The sequence below is a fragment of the Vibrio sp. EJY3 genome (assembly GCF_000241385.1).
Taxonomy (GTDB): domain Bacteria; phylum Pseudomonadota; class Gammaproteobacteria; order Enterobacterales; family Vibrionaceae; genus Vibrio; species Vibrio natriegens.
In genome coordinates this window covers 2,604,855-2,624,161 of record NC_016613.1, presented here as the reverse complement: position 1 = coordinate 2,624,161, position 19,307 = coordinate 2,604,855, and the positions used below count along the sequence as shown (strand labels likewise).

At 41.8% G+C, this 19,307-nt stretch carries 13 protein-coding genes and 1 pseudogene; 9 read left to right on the top strand and 5 right to left on the bottom strand.

Annotated features, from left to right (window positions below; translation table 11 throughout):
• Positions 1-40 precede the first annotated feature (40 nt).
• The 9 genes from VEJY3_RS11830 to VEJY3_RS11790 all read left to right on the top strand — a co-directional run bounded on the left by VEJY3_RS11830 (position 41) and on the right by VEJY3_RS11790 (position 15,146).
• Positions 41-1,744: a class I SAM-dependent DNA methyltransferase gene (locus VEJY3_RS11830; protein WP_014232710.1), complete on the top strand. Its 1,704-nt coding sequence runs from the start codon at positions 41-43 to the stop codon at positions 1,742-1,744.
• On the top strand, positions 1,734-3,044 hold the full coding sequence (locus VEJY3_RS11825) for a restriction endonuclease subunit S (protein ID WP_014232709.1): 1,311 nt from the start codon (positions 1,734-1,736) through the stop codon (positions 3,042-3,044). Before VEJY3_RS11830 ends, VEJY3_RS11825 begins: the two co-directional genes overlap by 11 nt.
• A 192-nt stretch (positions 3,045-3,236) precedes the next feature.
• Entirely contained in the window at positions 3,237-5,978 is a 2,742-nt protein-coding gene (locus VEJY3_RS11820; protein WP_014232708.1) for an NERD domain-containing protein, read from the top strand.
• Positions 5,968-7,386: a M48 family metallopeptidase gene (locus VEJY3_RS11815; protein ID WP_014232707.1), complete on the top strand. Its 1,419-nt coding sequence runs from the start codon at positions 5,968-5,970 to the stop codon at positions 7,384-7,386. The genes VEJY3_RS11820 and VEJY3_RS11815 overlap by 11 nt, the downstream gene beginning before the upstream one ends.
• A gap of 57 nt (positions 7,387-7,443) precedes the next feature.
• A complete protein-coding gene (locus tag VEJY3_RS11810) occupies positions 7,444-8,670 on the top strand; it encodes an ankyrin repeat domain-containing protein (RefSeq protein WP_014232706.1) in 1,227 nt (408 codons plus the stop codon).
• Positions 8,667-9,248: a hypothetical protein gene (locus VEJY3_RS11805; RefSeq protein ID WP_014232705.1), complete on the top strand. Its 582-nt coding sequence runs from the start codon at positions 8,667-8,669 to the stop codon at positions 9,246-9,248. The genes VEJY3_RS11810 and VEJY3_RS11805 overlap by 4 nt, the downstream gene beginning before the upstream one ends.
• Positions 9,249-9,543: 295 nt before the next feature.
• Positions 9,544-10,725 (top strand): PD-(D/E)XK nuclease family protein, encoded by a 1,182-nt coding sequence (locus tag VEJY3_RS11800; RefSeq protein WP_014232704.1) that lies wholly within the window; start codon positions 9,544-9,546, stop codon positions 10,723-10,725.
• Positions 10,722-13,949 (top strand): type I restriction endonuclease subunit R, encoded by a 3,228-nt coding sequence (locus tag VEJY3_RS11795; protein WP_014232703.1) that lies wholly within the window; start codon positions 10,722-10,724, stop codon positions 13,947-13,949. Before VEJY3_RS11800 ends, VEJY3_RS11795 begins: the two co-directional genes overlap by 4 nt.
• A gap of 435 nt (positions 13,950-14,384) precedes the next feature.
• Positions 14,385-15,146 carry a DUF4145 domain-containing protein gene (locus VEJY3_RS11790; RefSeq protein ID WP_014232702.1) on the top strand — a complete coding sequence of 254 codons (762 nt, stop codon included), beginning with the start codon at positions 14,385-14,387 and terminating at the stop codon, positions 15,144-15,146.
• A gap of 19 nt (positions 15,147-15,165) precedes the next feature.
• Here the strand turns inward: VEJY3_RS11790 and VEJY3_RS11785 are convergent, their stop codons facing one another.
• From VEJY3_RS11785 to VEJY3_RS11770, 5 genes and pseudogenes are all read right to left on the bottom strand, one after another.
• Positions 15,166-15,600, bottom strand: a complete 435-nt coding sequence (locus VEJY3_RS11785; RefSeq protein ID WP_014232701.1) for an NIF family HAD-type phosphatase — start codon at positions 15,598-15,600, stop codon at positions 15,166-15,168.
• A gap of 184 nt (positions 15,601-15,784) precedes the next feature.
• Positions 15,785-15,931: pseudogene (locus VEJY3_RS24800) on the bottom strand (recombinase family protein); the annotation flags it as partial.
• A gap of 39 nt (positions 15,932-15,970) precedes the next feature.
• On the bottom strand, positions 15,971-16,435 hold the full coding sequence (gene bcp, locus VEJY3_RS11780) for a thioredoxin-dependent thiol peroxidase (RefSeq protein ID WP_014232699.1): 465 nt from the start codon (positions 16,433-16,435) through the stop codon (positions 15,971-15,973).
• A 167-nt stretch (positions 16,436-16,602) separates the two neighbouring features.
• Positions 16,603-17,106 (bottom strand): hypothetical protein, encoded by a 504-nt coding sequence (locus tag VEJY3_RS11775; RefSeq protein WP_014232698.1) that lies wholly within the window; start codon positions 17,104-17,106, stop codon positions 16,603-16,605.
• Positions 17,106-19,298: a site-specific integrase gene (locus VEJY3_RS11770; RefSeq protein ID WP_014232697.1), complete on the bottom strand. Its 2,193-nt coding sequence runs from the start codon at positions 19,296-19,298 to the stop codon at positions 17,106-17,108. Before VEJY3_RS11770 ends, VEJY3_RS11775 begins: the two co-directional genes overlap by 1 nt.
• Between the last annotated feature and the right edge of the window lie 9 nt (positions 19,299-19,307).

Below are 19,307 nucleotides of genomic sequence, written 5' to 3'. Positions count from 1 at the left end.
GGTATCATAAGGTAAATTTTTCGAATTCAAGAAATCAGCAATGAACGAACAAGAACAACTATTCCTCAAAGAGCTTGAAAGCAAGCTCTGGACAGCCGCAGACAAACTCCGTGCGTCACTTGATGCCTCACAATACAAACATGCGGTGCTTGGCTTAATTTTCGTTAAATACGTGTCTGACGCCTTCACGCTTCGCCAAGAAGAACTAAAACAAGACTTTGCTAACCCTGATCACGAGTATTTCCTCGATCCTGAAGGTTATACGGCTGAAGAACTTGAACAAGAAATCGCGATTGAGCTGGAACAGCGCGATTACTACAAAGAGAAAAACGTGTTTTGGTTGCCTACTGAATCTCGTTGGAAATTCCTGCAAGACAACGGCCCGATGGTCATTGGTGGTGCGGACTTAGTGATTGATGATAAGACGAAGAAAATCACGTCTGTTGGGCATCTGATTGATAACGCCTTGGAAGGCATTGAGCGCGACAACCAGAAGCTAAAAGGTGTACTCAACAAGCACTACGCCTCGCTAAAAATTGATCAGGCAAAACTGAATGAGCTGATTAACCTAATCGCGACCATTCCATTCAATCATAAGTCGCTTAACAGCAAAGATATTCTTGGTCATATTTACGAATACTTCTTAGGCCAATTTGCTCTTGCTGAAGGTAAGAAAGGCGGTCAGTTCTATACGCCTGCATCAATCGTTTCGCTTATTGTTGAGATGATTGAGCCGTTTGAAGGCCGTGTGTATGACCCTGCAATGGGTTCCGGCGGTTTCTTTGTGCAATCAGAGAAATTTATTGAACGTCGCGCTAACCAAAAAGAGATTGACCCGCTAACGCAAAAACAAAGAATCTCGATTTACGGTCAGGAATACAACTACACCACTTGGCAGCTTGCTGCGATGAACATGGCAATCCGTGGGCTGGATTATGATTTTGGTAAGGAACCAGCAAGTACCTATACCAATGACCAACATCCAGATTTACGTGCGGATTTCATCATGGCTAACCCACCTTTCAATATGAAAGAGTGGAACACAGGCGTCGATGATAATGATCCGCGCTGGGTATACGGCAAACCACCCTCAGGTAACGCCAACTTTGCTTGGATGCAGCATATGCTTTACCACCTTGCACCTGATGGCTCTCAAGCCTTGTTACTTGCCAATGGTTCGATGAGTTCGACCACTAACAACGAAGGCGAAGTTCGTGCGGCACTGGTAGAGAACGATTTGGTGGAGTGTATGGTCGCGCTTCCGGGGCAACTGTTTACCAACACCCAGATCCCTGCTTGTATTTGGTTCTTAACTAAAAACAAAAAAGCTCGTACCGATAAATCGGGTCGAAAACTGCGTGATCGTAAAGGCGAGGTATTGTTTATTGATGCTCGCAACCTTGGCTATATGAAAGACCGCGTACTTCGCGATTTTACCCAAGATGATATTCAGAAAGTCGCTGACCTTTACCACGCTTGGAAAACAGGTGAAGAAGTTAATGGTGTAGCGTATGAAGACCAAGCAGGCTTCTGCAAATCTGCAACTTTGGAAGAGATTAAGAAACACGATTTTGTGCTCACTCCGGGACGTTACGTTGGCGCGACTGAAGAGCTAGATGACGGCATTCCATTTGGTGAGAAGATGGCAACGCTAACCGCTAAGTTGAGCGAGCAGTTTGCCGAATCGGCAACGCTAGAAGCAGAGATCAAGAAGAACCTAGTGGGGTTGGGTTATGAGCTTTGAACTGACAACGTTAGGTGAAATTGCACTAGGTAGCAATGGAGCTGTTGATGGCCCATTTGGTTCAAACTTAAAAGCATCAAGCTATACAGAATCTGGTATACCAGTAATTCGAGGCAGCAACTTATCGTTAGGCTTGGATGAATTCAAATCTGATGAATTTGTTTACGTAGGTGATGATACATATAGTCGCTTAGCTCGTTCCGAATGTTTACCTCAAGACATTATATTTACAAAAAAAGGGACGTTGGGGCAGACTGGTTTTGTGCCTCAAGAGCCATATCCTTCTTATTTGATTTCATCTAATCAAATGCGTTTGAGAGTAGACCCAGCAAAAGCAAATCCAAAGTATGTTTACTACTGGGTTTCTTCAAAGAAGGCGATCGATAAGATTCGAGGCGAGTCTGAACATACTGGTGTGCCGAAGATCAATTTGGATTACTTGAAAAAATTCCCCATTAGTCTTCCATCAGTGTCTTATCAAAATTCCGCAGTAGAAATTTTGGATAATTTGAATGACAAGATAGCTCTCAATACTCAAACCAGCCAAACCCTAGAAGAAATGGCACAAGCCATCTTCAAGTCATGGTTTGTCGATTTCGATCCCGTCAAAGCCAAGATGAATGGTGAGCAGCCTGATGGAATGGATGCAGCCACTGCCTCGCTATTCCCTGAAAAGCTCGTTGAGTCTGAGCTGGGGTTGATTCCTGAGGGATGGGATGTATTGCCATCCGAAAAGGTTGCGACTGTTGCTATAGGTAAAACACCGCCACGCAAAGAACCTCAATGGTTTTCAGAAGACAGTAAAGATGTTACTTGGATTTCCATCAGAGATATGGGCAATACAGGGACGTTTGCGCTTGATTCTTCGGAGTATCTAACGCAAGAAGCTGTCGATAAGTTTAATGTTAAGGTTATCCCAGACAACACTTTGATTCTTAGCTTTAAATTGACTGTCGGTCGTGTAGCTATTACTCATGGTGAAATGACGACCAATGAAGCTATTGCTCATTACAAATTGAGTGATAACGCTAGGGTTTCAACGAATTATTTATATTCTTACATGAATCAGTTTAACTTCGAGTCATTGGGTAGCACGTCATCAATAGCAAAAGCTGTTAACTCTAAGATTATCAAAGCTCTTCCTGTGATAGTGCCATCGAAAGAGATCCTAGGTAGTTTCGATAGTCTAGTGAAACCTTTATTCGACAAAATAAAGTCAAATCAAATTGAAAACCAGAACCTAGAAGATCTTCGTGACACCTTGCTTCCTAAATTGCTTTCCGGCGAAATTGAGTTATAGAACAATAAGTTAGCTTATAATAATGAAAACGGAGAACTATTTTTTGGTTTGGCTTTGGAAAAAATAACAATGAATATCCACACAATATTAGAAAAATAGTTTTATCTGGTTAAACGTACAGGTGAGTTTTGTGAATTGTGTTCAAAGTAAAACAGGGGAGTACCCCACCACTGAAAAGTTAGAGGTTGCACTATGAGTTTTCAGGCTTACAGAGCTAGCCCCTTTGAGTTTACACATGAGAATAAAGTGTTCAATCAGCTCTATGATCTCTTGCAGACAGCATGGGAAGGTAGAGAAGAACCGCTGCATTTAATTGGTAATGTGTATGTAGCTGGACGTCCGGTGGATGCCCTTGTCATAAAGTCTCATGCTGTTATCGTGATCGATTTTAAAGATTATGGCGGGGATGTTACATTCAGTGAAAATGGCAGTTGGTATGCGAACGATGTGATTGTAAAAGGTGGTGGCAGCACTAACCCCTATCAGCAAATTCGTAACAACAAGTTTACCTTGCTGAACTATCTGCGAGAGAACGTGGTATTTCAATCAGAGCCGCAGCTTGGGCATATAGCTGGGCTGTGTCTCTTCCATCAGGATATTCATTTTGATGACAAGCAGATTCCAACTGGGATTAACCGCTGGTTTCATGTCTCGGATATGAGTCATGTTGTTAGAATCATTGATGCTATAACTAGTAACGCAATTGACTTATCTGGCACTGATATAGACAAAATTATAACGAGTTTAGACATACCGTCGTTTAATCCTGATGGTAACGCACCTATCATTACTACTATCACTCAGAGTTCAACAGATACTGAGAAGCGTGTACATTTGACTCCAATCCAGCAACGAGCTATCGATAGCGCTACCTCTTGGCTTGCTGGCGATCAAAATGCGGTATTGTCAATTACTGGAGCAGAGAATAGTGGCAAGAAGACAATACTTAAGATCATTAAAAATTTACTCTCCGAACAAGGAAAAAGCCCACTATTCCTAAGTCCTAATGCTCGTATCGCGAATAAATACAAAGGACTAGGTTTTTCTGATGTGCAATCTATTTATTCTTGGTTGTACGCGAGTCGACCAAGTAGATTTGAGAAAGATAAAGCTTGCTACGATGTTTCGTTGACAATACCGGACGCAACCAGAGAAGTGCTCATATTTCTTGATGCACATTTGTTGGGTGATGATAAGTTTGAAACAGAAACAACACGGTACGGTACGGGTTACTTACTACAAGATATGTTGACAGCATTGACTGAAAACAACGAAGCCTTGCCCAAGATGTTATTGGTTGGTGACCCATTCCAATTAACACGAGGAAGTATTCAACGAAGCTTGCTCATTGGCGAAGTGTTTAAAGATAAGAACATCATGTTTTCAACTTGCGAGTTGAATGAACAAGTTAGCTCCGGTGACCTTTCACGGTTTCAATTACCACTTATTTCTGCATTGTCAAATAACACATTTAATTGCTTGCCGGATGTTGAAGGGCAACAGGTTGAAGAAGTGATTGTAGGCGAGCATACCGATGAAATTGGTCACGCTCTCGTTGCGTGGCCCAAACGCACTGTATTCTTATGTGCCAAAAACGTTGATGTCTATAAGGTAAACCGTGGTATTCGCAGAAAGTTTTTAATGACGCAAGATATGTCAGTTCTGATTGTTGGTGATATCGTTGATGTCCACAATAGGACTGCTGGTATCAATGATGGTTTTACTGATAGCACATGGGTAAATTCTGGTACTTTTGGGCAAGTTGTCCATGTTGATCCAGAAATAGAAACGAAATCTATCCTACTCAAAGGAAGAAAAGCAGGGACAGTATTGCATTTTGCAACAGCAACTATTCATTTCGAGGGAGTTGGAAATGTTAGGGTTCGTTACATTCCTGAATATCTTTCTTCTGAAACTCCAGACTTGACACCTGACCAGCTTGTTGCCCTTAATATTTTTGCGCGTGAAGAAGCTACTGAAAAGCTGAAAGATCAGAAACGCATACTAGATGAAGCCAAAAATCACTTACCAGTTCAAGAATATCGCTTGAAGCAGGAGGAATATCAAAAGCAACTAGCATACTTAATCATGGACAGCTCCTACTTCAATGCAGCTCGACTCCGATTTGCATATGCCCTCACGGTACATCGTGCTCAAGGCTATATAGGATGGGAGCAGGTATACGTTGATGCCTCTTGTTGCCATGATAATGCTAACTATTCGTCAGATAGTTATTTTCGTTGGCTGTATACCGTTACTTGCTGCTCAACAGAAAACATAGGGCTACTGAATTACCCCACTCTAAACCCAATCTCGAATGCAAGTTGGCAGCTAAGTCCAAAAAAAATCAGTCCAATTATAGTTAAGCCTCGTTTTTATTTTGATTCTGAGCAATCTGCAAGCGATAAATTGCCAGTAGGCTTTGATGTTTCTAATAAGTTATTCTCGAAGATTTATCTGACTATTAGTCGATTACTCAAAGGTAGTGAATGGTATATTAGAGATGTAATTCAAGGACGACCCTATCAGCAAGTATATGAGCTTGAAAAAAATGATGGTTCATCCGCTACCGTTCAATTCAGTTTCAACAAGAAAGATGAAGTCACCATTCAATCGGTGAGATTAAAGCCGGAGTCTGTTGATTATCAAACTGTAGTGTCAATGTTATCTACACAGCCAAGCTATCAACACGAAGCTATTGAATCTGCTGCGAATGAATTAATCCGACACCTGAACAGCAAAGGGTGGAATACTGTTTTGGTTGAGGAAAAAACACAGTACAAAGCTTTTTTGACTTTCGTTGGTGTTAATGGGCAAATTAAGCTGGACTTAAATGTTGGTGGTAAAGGGTTGGTATCGTCGATTAAAGTTGAACAGGTGGACAGTGAAATTGTTTTAAACGAATTTAGGGAGGGATTAAATTATGTCAACTGAACAACCCTTTCGGATCGTCGGGAATCTACGTAAATCAGGTCAACTCCAAGAGGCTTGGGATTATGGCTTTTCCGTATTAGAACAGTACCCACAAGACTCATATTTGAAAGGAGCCTTGTTTTGGGTCTGCTATGAGTTTATCAAGCAACAACAAGAGAAGATAGTCAAGCGTGGTGCGTCCTCAAACAACTATCGTCCTAGCGATTTTGAATTTGAGCAAATAGAAAGCCTACTGCAAACAATAGTGAACTTAGAAATCCCCACTGGCGGATTAGAATACAAAATGTTGCTGGTTCAGTTTAAAAAGGATCTTGAGTGGTTTCCAACATTGATTCACCTTGTGCTTAGACATCAAACAGCGCTGTTTGATAATGAAGATAAAACACCTTTTCAAGGTGAAAAAGGTGAAGTGCCAAGTTTGATGCTCTCAACAGCACGCCAAGTGGCAAGTGCGTGGCTTAGAGCACGAGAGTATTGGCAGCTAGATCTTAACCAAGTAATGGCATTTATTAACCAAACACGCGAGCAAGCCTCTGACACTAAACATATGATGTGGCTTGATTACGACCAAGCGAAGTGCCTTGTTGTTGCGGGCCAATACGATCAGGCTCGCGAACTCATTCTACCCATTTTAAGAAAGAAGCAAAAAGAGTCTTGGGCTTGGGGAGCGTTGGCGGCTACTTATTCAAAACAAGATCAGCGTTTAGCAATGAAGTTTTTTGCTAGGGGAATAGTATCCGCACATGACGTTACTTTTAGTTTGCGTTTATTACAGGGAATTATTCCTTTATTACTTGCAAATCAACAGCAAGCTGAAGCCTCAATGTGCCTAAAAACGGCTATTGCGGCTTATCAAACACATGGGTGGAAGCTAAAGCAAGAGTTAGAACAGCTATCTATGCAGCCTTGGTATGATTCTGGTGTTGATGAAAAGCAACTGAGTCCTTTTTTAAACTCTATTTCTCACGACGCTTTGAATTACTTGCATGGGCCGATGGAGAAGGTTGTTGCTATCGTAGAGAATATCCATAAATCCGGTAAAGGCTTTCAAGTATTCGTAAATAAGTCGACATCACTATCAGTTCGCATGGGGGTTCATAAAGGTAAGCAGAAACCTCAGGCTGGTGACTATGTTGAGCTATCTGTAGCGAGTGTTGATGGAAACAAAGAAGTGGTGGCTTCCTCATCGTCCAAGCAAATAGAAATGGCTGATGTTTCGTATGTAGAGGGTACGCTTCGAATAGCACCTAAAGGTTTCGGATTTGTTGAGGATACTTTTGTTCCTCCCTTTGTTATTGGTAATGTAAAAAATGAATCGAAAGTAAGAGCACTCCGTATCATGAGTTGGGACAAATCTAAAGGTCGCCACAACTGGAAAGCTATTAAGTTAACGGAACTAAATTTTTAATGAATGATAAGTCGCTTTCCGGCGAAATCGAGTTAGACGTCGAAAGGGTTAATGCTAATGACTGAGCAACTATTGACTGCCATTGAGTCTGGTAATTTGGCGTTATTGAATGATGTACTTGAACATCAGCCAGAGTTAGTTAACACCGTCTTTGAAGAATTAGAAGCAACGCCATTTGAGCTTGCTTTGAAAAATGGGTTTTCGACACTCTCCCAGAACATCATTAACAGCGTCGGTTTTGATATCAATCATGCAGGTCATAACCCACTTCGGTTGGCGATTGAACTTGGTTTTTTGAATATTGCTCAAACACTGTTACACAAAGGCGCAAACCCTAACTATCGACCACAACAAATGAGCAGCGCATTGTTGCTTTGTTTAGACAATGAATACCTTGAACTCGCAGAGTTGATGGTAGAAAAAGGCGCTGAAGTTAACATCCGAAACGACAAGGGCTGGACACCTTTAATTTGGGCCTCAATGAAAGGCCGAGTCAAAGCGGTTGAATTTCTGCTTAAGCACGGAGCTGCCGTCGATGTTTGCAATAACGATGGCTGGAATGCGGTTACGGGCGCTTATTTCAAACAACGTTTAGAAGTAGTCGATAAGCTCCTTTCTCAAGGTGCGGTATTCAGCGCCAAGTACTCAGAAGCCGCTATGTTGTCAGCGTATCAAAATGGGCATGTCAACATCGCTAAGAAGCTACTAGCTAATGGCGTTAATCCAGATGTGGAAAACGAAGATAATGAAACGATGCTGATTATCGCCGTTACTAAAGGTGATGATGAAATGATCAAAGCGCTCGTTACTGCTGGTGCGAATCCTAACGCAAGAAACAAAGACTCACATACAGCGTTATCTTTATTGGCTCAAAATGGCAAAAATGAACTCATTTCGTTGCTGATAGATAAAGGTGCGGATGTAAATCTTCAGAGTAAGTCTGGAAGAACTGCCGCTTATTGGGCAGCAAGTTATAACCAAGCATCAACATTGGAACTTATCCATAGTAAAGGTGCCAATCTTGATTTGCGAAATGAGGATGGATGGTCACCTTTAATGGTTGCAGCTAGTAGTGGCTACCTTGAATCCGTCATGAAACTGGTTGGACTTGGAGCTAATACTGAATTTGAAACTAAAAAGGGTAATTCTGCCCAAGATATTGCGAAATTAAATGCACCGACGCATGGAAATTTGAGCAACGTAAATGGGCACCGTATTTATCCAATGCTTAATACTAGCTTCAAGCAAATTGTTGACTACTTATCAGGAGCGCGTCAGCAATGATTGCTCAAAGCTCAGTTTTTGATGCAGTCCGTCGTGGTTATAACGAGTTAGAACTCGCAAGTAACGACGACATTCTTGATTACTTCTCTGATGTCGACCCCGATGCGATGTCGGGACATATCAGCAATATCAAAGGCATTGTGTTTGAGCAAGAGGTTGTCACTGCACTCAACGATCAAGGTATGGATACCTTGTTATTTGAAGCAACTAATCACCCCGTTTCGGATATTGCTCTGATGAGTGATGGTGATATTGCCGCAGAAGTTCAGCTAAAAGCGACAGACAGCGTCAGTTATATCAATGAGACGCTTGCTGAAAACTCAGACATCCCAATTATTGTCACTAGTGAGGTCGCCGATAGCTTGGATAGCACGTTGGTGATTGATTCGGGGATCGACAATGTTGTATTGGATGATACCGTGTCAGAGGTATTAACAGGTGAAATTTTTAACAATGTTGGTGAATCCGTAGCAAGTGACGTTGTAAGTGAAGGACTAGCAGATCTTGTCGGTGATATAGCTTTACCTATTAGCCCTATTGGGATTATTGGTGCTTTGTTTGGACTCCCTTTTTTGTAAGTAAATAGTTATGTATTCAAGTTCGCTTCACGTTTAGTGAGTTAGGTTTTCGAGAGCGAGAACATTTACAAGAATGGCCTGTTCATCAACCACATGCAATCGGTGAAGGGATGGTAATCATTCAGAAAGGGGGTGATGGCTTTGATGATACCTGAGTTCGCCCAGACCTGTTGGTATTAGATAAAAATAGCAACTTGGTGATAATCTAAATCGAGTTAGGCTAACAGAACTAATAATAAACATATAATAGCCTCAGACTTGGCTAAAAGTACTGAGGCATCATGGAATCATTGATATGGAAAGTTTACTTGTTAACGTCAGCAAATATGCATCAAGTCATCAAACATCCCCTACAGAAAACTTCATTACCGAAGCGTTTGCTTGGCTACTTAAGTATGATGAAGTGGTCAGAAAAGCATACGCTCAGCTACTTGCTGAAAAATCCCCACAGTATAGAGCGGAGATCTTAAATCTATCCACTTCCACAGATATAGATACCCAAGTCAATTTTGGTGGAAAGTATCCTGATCTGTTGTGGAACTCCACCGATGAGGACTTTTGCCTTGTTTTTGAGCACAAGGTTTGGTCTGAACTACACAATAAGCAACTCAGTAATTATCGAAAATTCGCTAAAGCGCATCTGAATAAGTCATTCCTCATCGCTCTCGTTACTGCTCATTCTGGACAACACCGCCAATCACCGGATATCGCTTTGTGTTGGTATGAAGTCGCCAAAATTATTGAGTCGCTAGGTGAAGGTGATAATAAAGAGAGCTGGTTGCGCGCTGAGTTCGTTAACTTAATAAAAAGCAATGGATTAGTTAATTCAACACCGCTAAATCCTTTGGCGATCGCCTATTACAATGACGTTAAAAATATAGATAAGCAGCTTTATGAAATAGCGCGTCGCTCTCTGCATCGGTCATGGCCTGTTTATCAGGAAAGTAATAAGGTTAAATTTCACATTCCTCCTAAACACCGTAACGCGCGTGGTCGCTACGATGCCTTCGGTCGAATTGGTTTGAAGTTTTCTTCAATCAATGCAGGCAATGACGAAAGTGGCTGGATACCCGGAATATTCTGCGGGTTTATTATGGACGGGTATGATCATCAAGTCGAAGATTTGATGGGAAATGGGCCTATTGCATCGCTAGTGTTGAGTGTTAATAAAAGCATCCAGTCTAGTTTAAAATCTCAAGGGTATTATGACCTTCTGGTCAATGAAATTAAGGCGAAATTACCCACAGATTGGAAGCTAAGTGATAGAACTATTGCAGGGCATAAATTAAACCCGTGGCATCCTTTAATTATATATCGCGAGCTTACGAGTTTTATTCAGGGTGCTCAGACGTTAGAAGAGCAGACGGAAGTATATTTTACTCAAATGGCAATGTTACAAAGCGTTTTTCTTGAGAGTGACGCGTTTAATTCCTTTTGCACCGAGATGCAGCGCTTAAGTAGCGAGGAACCAAAGTGATAACAGAAGACCAACTAGAACAACAATGCCTCGATTGGTTTAAAGAGCTAGGCTACCAATACCAAAATGGCTATGACATCGCACCGGATGGAAACACACCCGAGCGTGAAAACTACCAGCAAGTCACGCTGCAAGCACGTTTAGTCTCTGCCTTGGAAACCTTAAACCCTAATGTACCCAGTGACACTTTAATCGAAGTGGCTAAAACCGTTGCTACGCCGCAAACGCCAATCCTGATCAAAAACAACAAAGCTTTTCATCAATATTTAATTGAGGGTGTGCCCGTTGAATACTCGGTGATGGAGCACGAACAATGGGTGACTAAGCATACTCATGTTCGATTAATTGACTTTGACGACCGTGAGAATAACGAATTCTTAGTGGTCAATCAGTTCACTATCACGGGTACCAAAGTCAATCGTAGACCCGATGTAATCGTCTTTATCAATGGCTTGCCGATGGCGGTCATCGAACTGAAAAATCCCGCCGATGATCACGCCGATATCTGGAATGCCTACAATCAAATTCAAACTTATAAAGAAGAAATCGCTGATCTCTTTGTGTTCAATGAAGCTCTGGTCATTTCTGATGGCTGGACGGCACGAGTCGGCTCGTTAACGGCTAATAAAGAGCGTTTCCTGCCATGGAAAACCATTGAGGACGAAGACGATAAGCCGTTACTCGAATTCCAATTAGAGACCATGGTGCGTGGCTTCTTTAAGCCAGAATTGCTGCTCGATTACATTCGCTACTTCGTATTGTTCGAAAATGATGGCGACAAGATCATCAAAAAAATCGCAGGTTATCACCAATTCCATGCCGTACGTGCTGCGGTGAAAGCGACTGTCATCGCGGCCACAACCTCTGACCAAGTCACCGAACCACGAGCCAACTATGCCAATACCGTGGTGCCCGGAAGCAAAAAAGCAGGCGTGGTTTGGCATACCCAAGGCAGCGGGAAAAGCATTTCGATGGTCTGCTACGCGAGTAAGTTACTTCAACAGCCGGAGATGAACAACCCAACCTTAGTGGTGGTGACTGACCGTAATGACTTAGACGGTCAGCTATTTAATACCTTCACGATGGCGCAGGAAACGCTAAAACAGATCCCTCAGCAGGCAGAAGACCGTGACTCATTGCGCGATTTACTGCTCAATCGTCAGTCCGGTGGCATCATCTTCACTACTGTGCAGAAGTTTGCTTTACTCGACGAAGAAATGGCACATCCTATCCTTTCTGAACGCTCGAATATCGTGGTAGTTTCCGATGAGGCACACCGTAGCCAGTATGGCAATAAAGCTCGCCTAGTAGATGTTAAAAACGAAGGTGGCAATGTGGTTGATCAGCGTTATGTTTATGGTTACTCCAAATACATGCGTGACGCGCTGCCAAATGCCGCTTTTATTGGTTTTACAGGTACACCAATATCAATGGATGATAAAGACACTCGCGGTGTCTTTGGTGATTATGTTTCTATCTACGATATTCAAGACGCGGTCGATGATGGCGCGACAGTGCCGATTTACTACGAATCCCGATTAGCCAAGCTCGATATTAATCAAGATGAAATCGAAGCGCTTAACGATCAGGTCGAAGAGGAAATAGGCGAAGACGAAGAAACGGAAAGTCGCGAGAAAATAAAATCGCAGTGGTCAGCACTTGAGAAACTGGTTGGTGCAGAGCCACGTATCAAACAGGTAGCGAAAGATCTAGTCGAGCACTTTACCACCCGCTGTGAAACCTTTCCGGGCAAGGCGATGATTGTTGCCATGAGTCGCGAGATTTGTGTCGATTTATACGATGCCATTGTGGCTATCAAACCCGAATGGCATAGCGATGATCCAAACAAAGGCGCGATCAAAATTGTTATGACAGGCAGCGCCGCTGATAAAGCCAAAATGCAGCCGCACATTCATGATAAAAAAACCAAGAAGCTGTTCGAGAAACGTTACAAAGATACCGATGACGAATTGCAATTGGTTATTGTGCGCGATATGTGGTTAACAGGTTTTGATGCGCCTTGTTGTCATACCATGTATATCGACAAGCCAATGAAAGGTCATAACCTGATGCAGGCGATAGCGCGTGTGAATCGTGTATTTAAGGATAAGCCCGGAGGTTTGGTTGTTGACTATATTGGTATTGCCAATGAGCTTAAAAACGCACTTAAGACCTATACCAACAGTCAAGGGAAAGGTCAGCCTACCGTCGACACCGCCGAGGCTTTCGCTGTCTTCATGGAAAAAATAGACGTGATTCGCGGAATGTTTGCCACTCCCGTCGATGGTGATGTATTAAATTATCGTCCAGATTTTGAAACCAAACCACTGCAACTGCTTCCGGGAGCCGTGAACCATATATCTGGTCTCTCACACCGGAACAGCAAAGGCGAAGAAGTTCGTGATGGTAAACGCCGTTTCCTTGATGTCATGGCTGCACTGATGAAAGCGTTCTCGCTATGTAATACCTTGGATGAAGTGGACGGCTATAAGAGCGAAATTGCCTTTTATGGAGCGATTAAAACAGCATTCCTAAAACATTCTACGGTTGACAAAAAACGCAGCGACGAACTACGCAACTCTGCTTTGCGCCAGATCCTCAACAATGCCATTGTGGCAGATGGAGTCGATGACATCTTCAAAACCGTTGGCTTAGATAAACCTAATATCGGTTTGCTATCGGAAGAGTTTCTCGAAGATGTAAAACATATGAAGGAGAAGAACCTCGCGGTCGAGTTACTGGAAAAATTACTGCGTGATGAAGTCAAAGCACGGATGAAAAACGATGTGGTGCAAGAGAAGAAATTCTCGGAACGCATTATGTCGACGCTGCAAAAATACCATAACCGCAGTATCGAAACCGCACAGGTAATTGAAGAGCTGATCCAGTGGGCTAAAGAGATGCAAGCCGACGCTGAGATGATGGATAAGCTCAACCTGTCTACTGATGAAATTGCGTTTTACCGTGCATTAGTCACCAACGAAGCCTCCGTGCGAACCCTAGGCGATGACAACCTACGCCAACTAGCAATTGAACTCACTCACCAACTGCGTAAATCCGCTACGGTAGACTGGCAGAAACGAGAAAGCGTGCGTGCACGGATGCGCAACCTTGTACGTCGTCTACTGCGTCGCTGGAAATATCCACCTGATGCGGCTGAAGAGGCGATTAAGCTGGTTCTGGATCAAGCTGAAGTACTGGCTGATGGATGGTATGCGGCTTAACTTAATTAAAGGCAAGGTGTGAAAACCTTGCCTTTTGTATTTATATTCAGTATTAACTTTTAAAAGTTAGTCTCATAGTCAAAATCACGAAAGAAAATCTAATACTATTGAAGCGATTTAGAGTGACTTTTCTAAATGATTTCTTTCCACGGGCGTTTCAGTTCGTTATGACTGACAGTTACCACGACAGCAACACTATTAGTTGATACGCCAGACTCTATGTTGGTAAATAACACCTGAGAGGAGGTCAATATGAAAAAGTTATCTTCGGTAAAGTGCAGCGCATTAAAAGACCATTTAAAGCGTTTAATGTGGATTCCCAATGTTCGGCATTTTTGGTTTGCTTCAGCTTAAGTGTTTACGGCACAATGGTTTAGTTAGGTGGTTGGCGTTATTCTTCCCTTAGTGCGGCGTTAAGTTTATGGAGAAAGGTAGTTGGAACATGATATTTTATATTCACAAGAGCAAATTCCCGCATTTAAATGCCCATCATGTAATCAAGGGGATATGAGTCCCGTTGGAGAACTAAATATTCGTCAGATAGCAGATGCTCGAACTGGTGGGGATACAAGGGCAATTTTACGATCAGACTTACTGTGTCAAAATCAAGAATGTGCTGATGTGGGCATTCTGGTAATGTCAGGTGAGGTTTACTCTGATGAGGAATGTGGGTACGAAATGCTATTTACACCCACATACATAAATCCAGCTCCTAACTTTTTCCCTTTAGATCCAAAATATCCATACAAAATCAGAATGTTGTTGGAGTTAGTGTTTTCACTTTTCTGGATTGAACAAGCATCGTGTGGTAACAAACTAAGAGTTGCTGTTGAAGAGTTATTGACTCAGTTGGGTATTGAACAGCATAGAACTAAAAGCGGTGTAGCCGTCCTTAGTAGTAAAGGGTATCCAAAACCTATTCCACTACAAGAACGTTTGGATAAATGTAAAAAACTAGGGAAAGTTGAGCGTAAATGTATTGCAGCACTTGAAGCTATTAAGTGGCTAGGTAATGAATCTAGCCATAATGCAGATGGCGTGTTTCAGCATACGACTTATCACGCAATAATGGTATTCGGTGCGGTGCTGCAGCAAATTTATTTAGGTGTAGCTCTACCAGAGGACATGGTTTTCTCCGTAAACAATATCAACTTTCTTTACAATCCAAACGAGCAAGAAGTAAGACCGAAAAAATAAACTCAAAAGTACCTCGTTGCTAGTTTGTGTGATTTTGCAATTGTTTAAGGATAAACGGTAACTCACTATCCGCTTCAGTGTATGGACTTACAAACTGCTTGACTTCAATCCACTGTTTTTCTTGCCCCGTCGCTATATAGGCTGCCACATCATCAACCAACACGGCTTCTGAAACTTTGGAGTCAGGGATAAAATTTAGGTCTTTTGTTTTACCGTGCCAGTTAATATATTCGATTGTCGAAAACCATTCCGGGGCTACAGCTTCCGATACAAGCAATTGAGCTATTTTACGAAATCTTTCTTCTTTTACTGTAGTAAACATAACTACGCGATCGGTTATGTCTTTGCATCCGTCGAGAAATGTATGCAGATGGGGACGGGGAATTTGGCTGATAGCATTAGAGATCAATGTCCCTTCCAGATCTAATGCAATTACCGCTATGGTCTGACTCATTACCGTGTTTCCCTTAGCTAAGAATTATTCTTTGCTATTTTTCCTATGATAACTTATTGAAACCCGAATTATTTATGTCCAAAAATGAGCTGTGGGATGTCGAGTGTGGGTGTACGATTAAGTCACACTGTATAATCAAAACTGTCAGATTGTGTATGAGTTAGTACATTTACGCACTAATGCAATTAAGTTCTGTCTTGGTGGCAGACATATGCTCTTCGATCCAATCTGATATTTGTATGCTATGTTTAGCGGCGTACGTCTTGATTGCTTCTCGTTGAGATTCGCCATCGGCTCTCTGTGAATCTGCTACTCGAATGTAACCAATCATGCCTGCCCCCAAGTTGAAGAGTTAATTGTTCATGGACGGTTATTTGTTGTTTAGGTAGTCCAATACAACTTCATGGTGATCTTTGGTCTTAAACTTGTTAAACACATGTTCAAGGTTTCCAGATTCATCAATCAGGAAGCTTGTTCTTACAACGCCCATATTTTCACGGCCCATGAACTTCTTGAGTTGCCAAACACCATACTTCTCACATACTTCGTGTTCTTCATCGGATAGTAGAGTGAAGTTCAGCTCTTGCTTGTTGATAAAGTTCGTCAGCTTTTTTGGGGTGTCGGGGCTAATACCAAGCACAACAACATTGTGAGTATCTAGTTCAGCTTTAGTGTCACGCAACCCTTGAGCCTGAACGGTACAACCGGGTGTTGAAGCTCGTGGGTAGAAGTACAGCAGCACCTTCTTTCCTTGAAGCTCAGATAGCGTCACTGGGTTATTGTCTTGGTCATTCAGGGTAAAATCTGGTGCAGTTTGTCCAGCTTCTATTGTCATCGGTCTAATCCTTACTTTCTCAATTAGTGGTGTGTGGCGTAGCGTTATTCGCTACGTCCTTTTTAGGGCATTTTTATTACGTTAGAGTGTACATTTTTATCGATAACTTAGTGTCCTGTCTAGTGATTACACTAAACGGGACAGTTTTGATGTTACAGTCCTAAAGGTTACTTTGGCTGTTTAAATTGCGCAGCAATAATATTATCTGAACGAGAAGAGACGATTTTATCCATTGCTTTCTCTCGCTGACTTTCATGTAACATATCCATTAGTTCTTGAACTATCTTTATATGAGTGGCAGCTTGAACCGCTAACGCATCCTTATGGCTTTGAGCTTCGTCGTAATATTCTTTTTTCTTTTTATTCGCTTGCGCTCTTTCACCCTTCAGTGACTTTATTTCTTTTTGAAGAACCTCAATGGGGGAGTCAGTTGTTTTATCTTTAGCAACTTGTACTTCTAATGACTTGTTTTTTATCATTAAAACAACGTCATCATGCCTTCTGAGCGCGCCAGCAGAAAGTCCTGCTTCTTTTTCAACATTGCTGTTGATTATTTTGAGCTTGCCCTTTCGTGCTTTATTACGCACCTCTTTCGATGTTAACTTGGTTACATCACCGTCTAAAAGTCTTTCCAATGCTTTGATTAGCTTATTTTTGGTTACCTGTGACATTATGATGTTACTCCGTATGGGATAAGCAAACTCTTAACTTCATCAGGAAAAATGACAGGCTCATAGTCGATATTTAAATCTTTCATAATACGCTCAGCGGCTTGAATTTTTATATAAGATTCAGAAGCGGTTTGAGGGGTTAGTTCATCATTTTCAATATCATAAAGCATGTGTATTTCTGCCTCTTTACGCTTTGCTTCGGCAAATACAGCATCAACGATGTAATCATTCTTGCAGTCTACACATTCCATCAGGTTAACTAGCGTTCTTAAACCACAGGTAGTCGAAGTGCAATATACTCCCGGTGCAACGGCATGAATGTGGCGATTTTGACTGCGAATTTGCTTTTTCCAGTAGCTTAGAGAAAGCATGTCATTGTCCACCTTATCCTTGAATAAGTTGCGGTCTGTTTTCATCATGTTCTTAGCAAACTCTTTGCCTTTTCCTCCGGCAACTCGCTCCTTGTTTGCCAGTTTCTGATAGATACTCAAGTATATACGGGCTTTCTGGTCGATTCTTTCCTCATCAATTTCGTTAGCAAGAGTTTTTTTCTTTTGTCTAATCTTTTGGAATTTACTGGCGTTCTTAGCATAGTGCCGAGTCATTGCCATAGATACATGGCTGAATTGCTGTTTCAGTTGCGGAAAACTGCAAAGCTCAAAACCAATTAAGTAGTAGGCAAAAGAGCGACGAAGCTGATGCCCTGAAAATTCATAATCATCACCCACTTCAAACGATAAATTTGGGTCAGATGTTTTTAGATCAATAATGTCTTCATTGGTAAGCGCAAGTTCTTCTCCCATCGCATTTTTAAACCAATCTTGAGAATGTTGAAGTAATGAAGTTTTTGCTATTTTACTACAGTCCTGTCTGATCTTATGGAAAAAGGAATGTGAGTCTGGGTGCAGCTTTCTTAGTGGCGTATGTAGTGCCTGAAGAACCTCATACGCCTTCATGCCCGTATCAGTGGTGACAAACTCGTCTTGCTTTGATTGAGAGCCTTTGGCTGTCTTCGATAGGTTGGTATGGATAACGTGTATCTTCTGTCTTTTTATTATCTCAGTCGTGCAGCCCTGAGCTGTGTTTAGGTCATACATCTCATCGGCTCTCATTCCTGTTCGAGCCATTAAACCCCATAGGCAGCCACCATTGAGTTTTTTAAAAAGCGATTGAGCCTCTCTGAGATTGCTGATTGTCCATTGTCCAACCGTTATCTTACGTTCGGTGTGGAACTTATCAATGTAGTTTCCCTTTATCACTGGTTTATGAAGCCGTATAAGATCAAGTGTTTCTTTTTCATTTGGAGAATGAAGTGCTGCAAAGGATTCTTGAAAAGCAAGGGTGCGCTTTTTAATTGATTTATGTATATATAAACACCATTGAATGTTGCCGTTTTTTAATCTGGCTTCATCATTGACAAGATGCTTGGCATAGCCTTCATACAGCTTATCAAAGTGTGTGGCGATGTATTCTGCAAGTTGCCCTAGCTCAAAACGAAGGGCATAAGCTTCATTAATAAGGGCTTCTGACCTTTGAAGACCAAGATAGTAGAGCCTCTGTGGAATGACGGTGTGCTGCTCAGCTTCTTTGATTACTAAATCAAAGTCAGAGGCGTTGAGCTTTTTGTTTAGGTTGACTTTAAACGGCAAACCTCTAGCTTCTTTGTAAAGGCGATTTAATCCGTTGTAAATCGCTTCTCTTTCAAAGTCGATGCTGGTAGAACCCGTTAGCACCCAAGTTTCAAGTCTGTCAAAATTTAAAGCAGATAAAGTGTTATACCCTTCATTTAAAAGTGGAATAATGACTTTCTTTAGGTCTATTAATGTTTCCTTAAGAATCAGGAATGAATGGTTATGAGGTGATAGCCACATCATTTTTAGTAGGAGGGCTTTAAGCTGATTTTTAAGATTACGTTCTATAACTTTGCCATCGAGTGTAAAATCAATGGTTAAGGTTGTTTTTGCTCTTGGTTCAAAATAAGGTTGTAGGTTTCTCCAAGCTTTATCGTCGCCAATTTTTCCCAGTGATTCACCCGAAACATTAAAGCCAATATCAAGGCTTTCGAGTTCATCCCAATCACCACGCTCAATAGCTGGCTTTAGTACATCTATTAAGTAATTTGTCTGAGCGCCAACATTTTTTTGTGCTTTAAGAAGCTTATTTTGATGCTCTAGGTCATTTAGCTTTATCATTGTAGCCTC

Bases quoted from the DNA above. Each gene is read 5' to 3' on its own strand.
- VEJY3_RS11830 (WP_014232710.1), top strand. From the start codon at position 41: ATGAACGAACAAGAACAACTATTCCTCAAAGAGCTTGAAAGCAAGCTC.
- VEJY3_RS11825 (WP_014232709.1), top strand. From the start codon at position 1,734: ATGAGCTTTGAACTGACAACGTTAGGTGAAATTGCACTAGGTAGCAAT.
- VEJY3_RS11820 (WP_014232708.1), top strand. From the start codon at position 3,237: ATGAGTTTTCAGGCTTACAGAGCTAGCCCCTTTGAGTTTACACATGAG.
- VEJY3_RS11815 (WP_014232707.1), top strand. From the start codon at position 5,968: ATGTCAACTGAACAACCCTTTCGGATCGTCGGGAATCTACGTAAATCA.
- VEJY3_RS11810 (WP_014232706.1), top strand. From the start codon at position 7,444: ATGACTGAGCAACTATTGACTGCCATTGAGTCTGGTAATTTGGCGTTA.
- VEJY3_RS11805 (WP_014232705.1), top strand. From the start codon at position 8,667: ATGATTGCTCAAAGCTCAGTTTTTGATGCAGTCCGTCGTGGTTATAAC.
- VEJY3_RS11800 (WP_014232704.1), top strand. From the start codon at position 9,544: ATGGAAAGTTTACTTGTTAACGTCAGCAAATATGCATCAAGTCATCAA.
- VEJY3_RS11785 (WP_014232701.1), bottom strand. From the start codon at position 15,600: ATGAGTCAGACCATAGCGGTAATTGCATTAGATCTGGAAGGGACATTG.
- bcp (WP_014232699.1), bottom strand. From the start codon at position 16,435: ATGACAATAGAAGCTGGACAAACTGCACCAGATTTTACCCTGAATGAC.
- VEJY3_RS11775 (WP_014232698.1), bottom strand. From the start codon at position 17,106: ATGTCACAGGTAACCAAAAATAAGCTAATCAAAGCATTGGAAAGACTT.
- VEJY3_RS11770 (WP_014232697.1), bottom strand. From the start codon at position 19,298: ATGATAAAGCTAAATGACCTAGAGCATCAAAATAAGCTTCTTAAAGCA.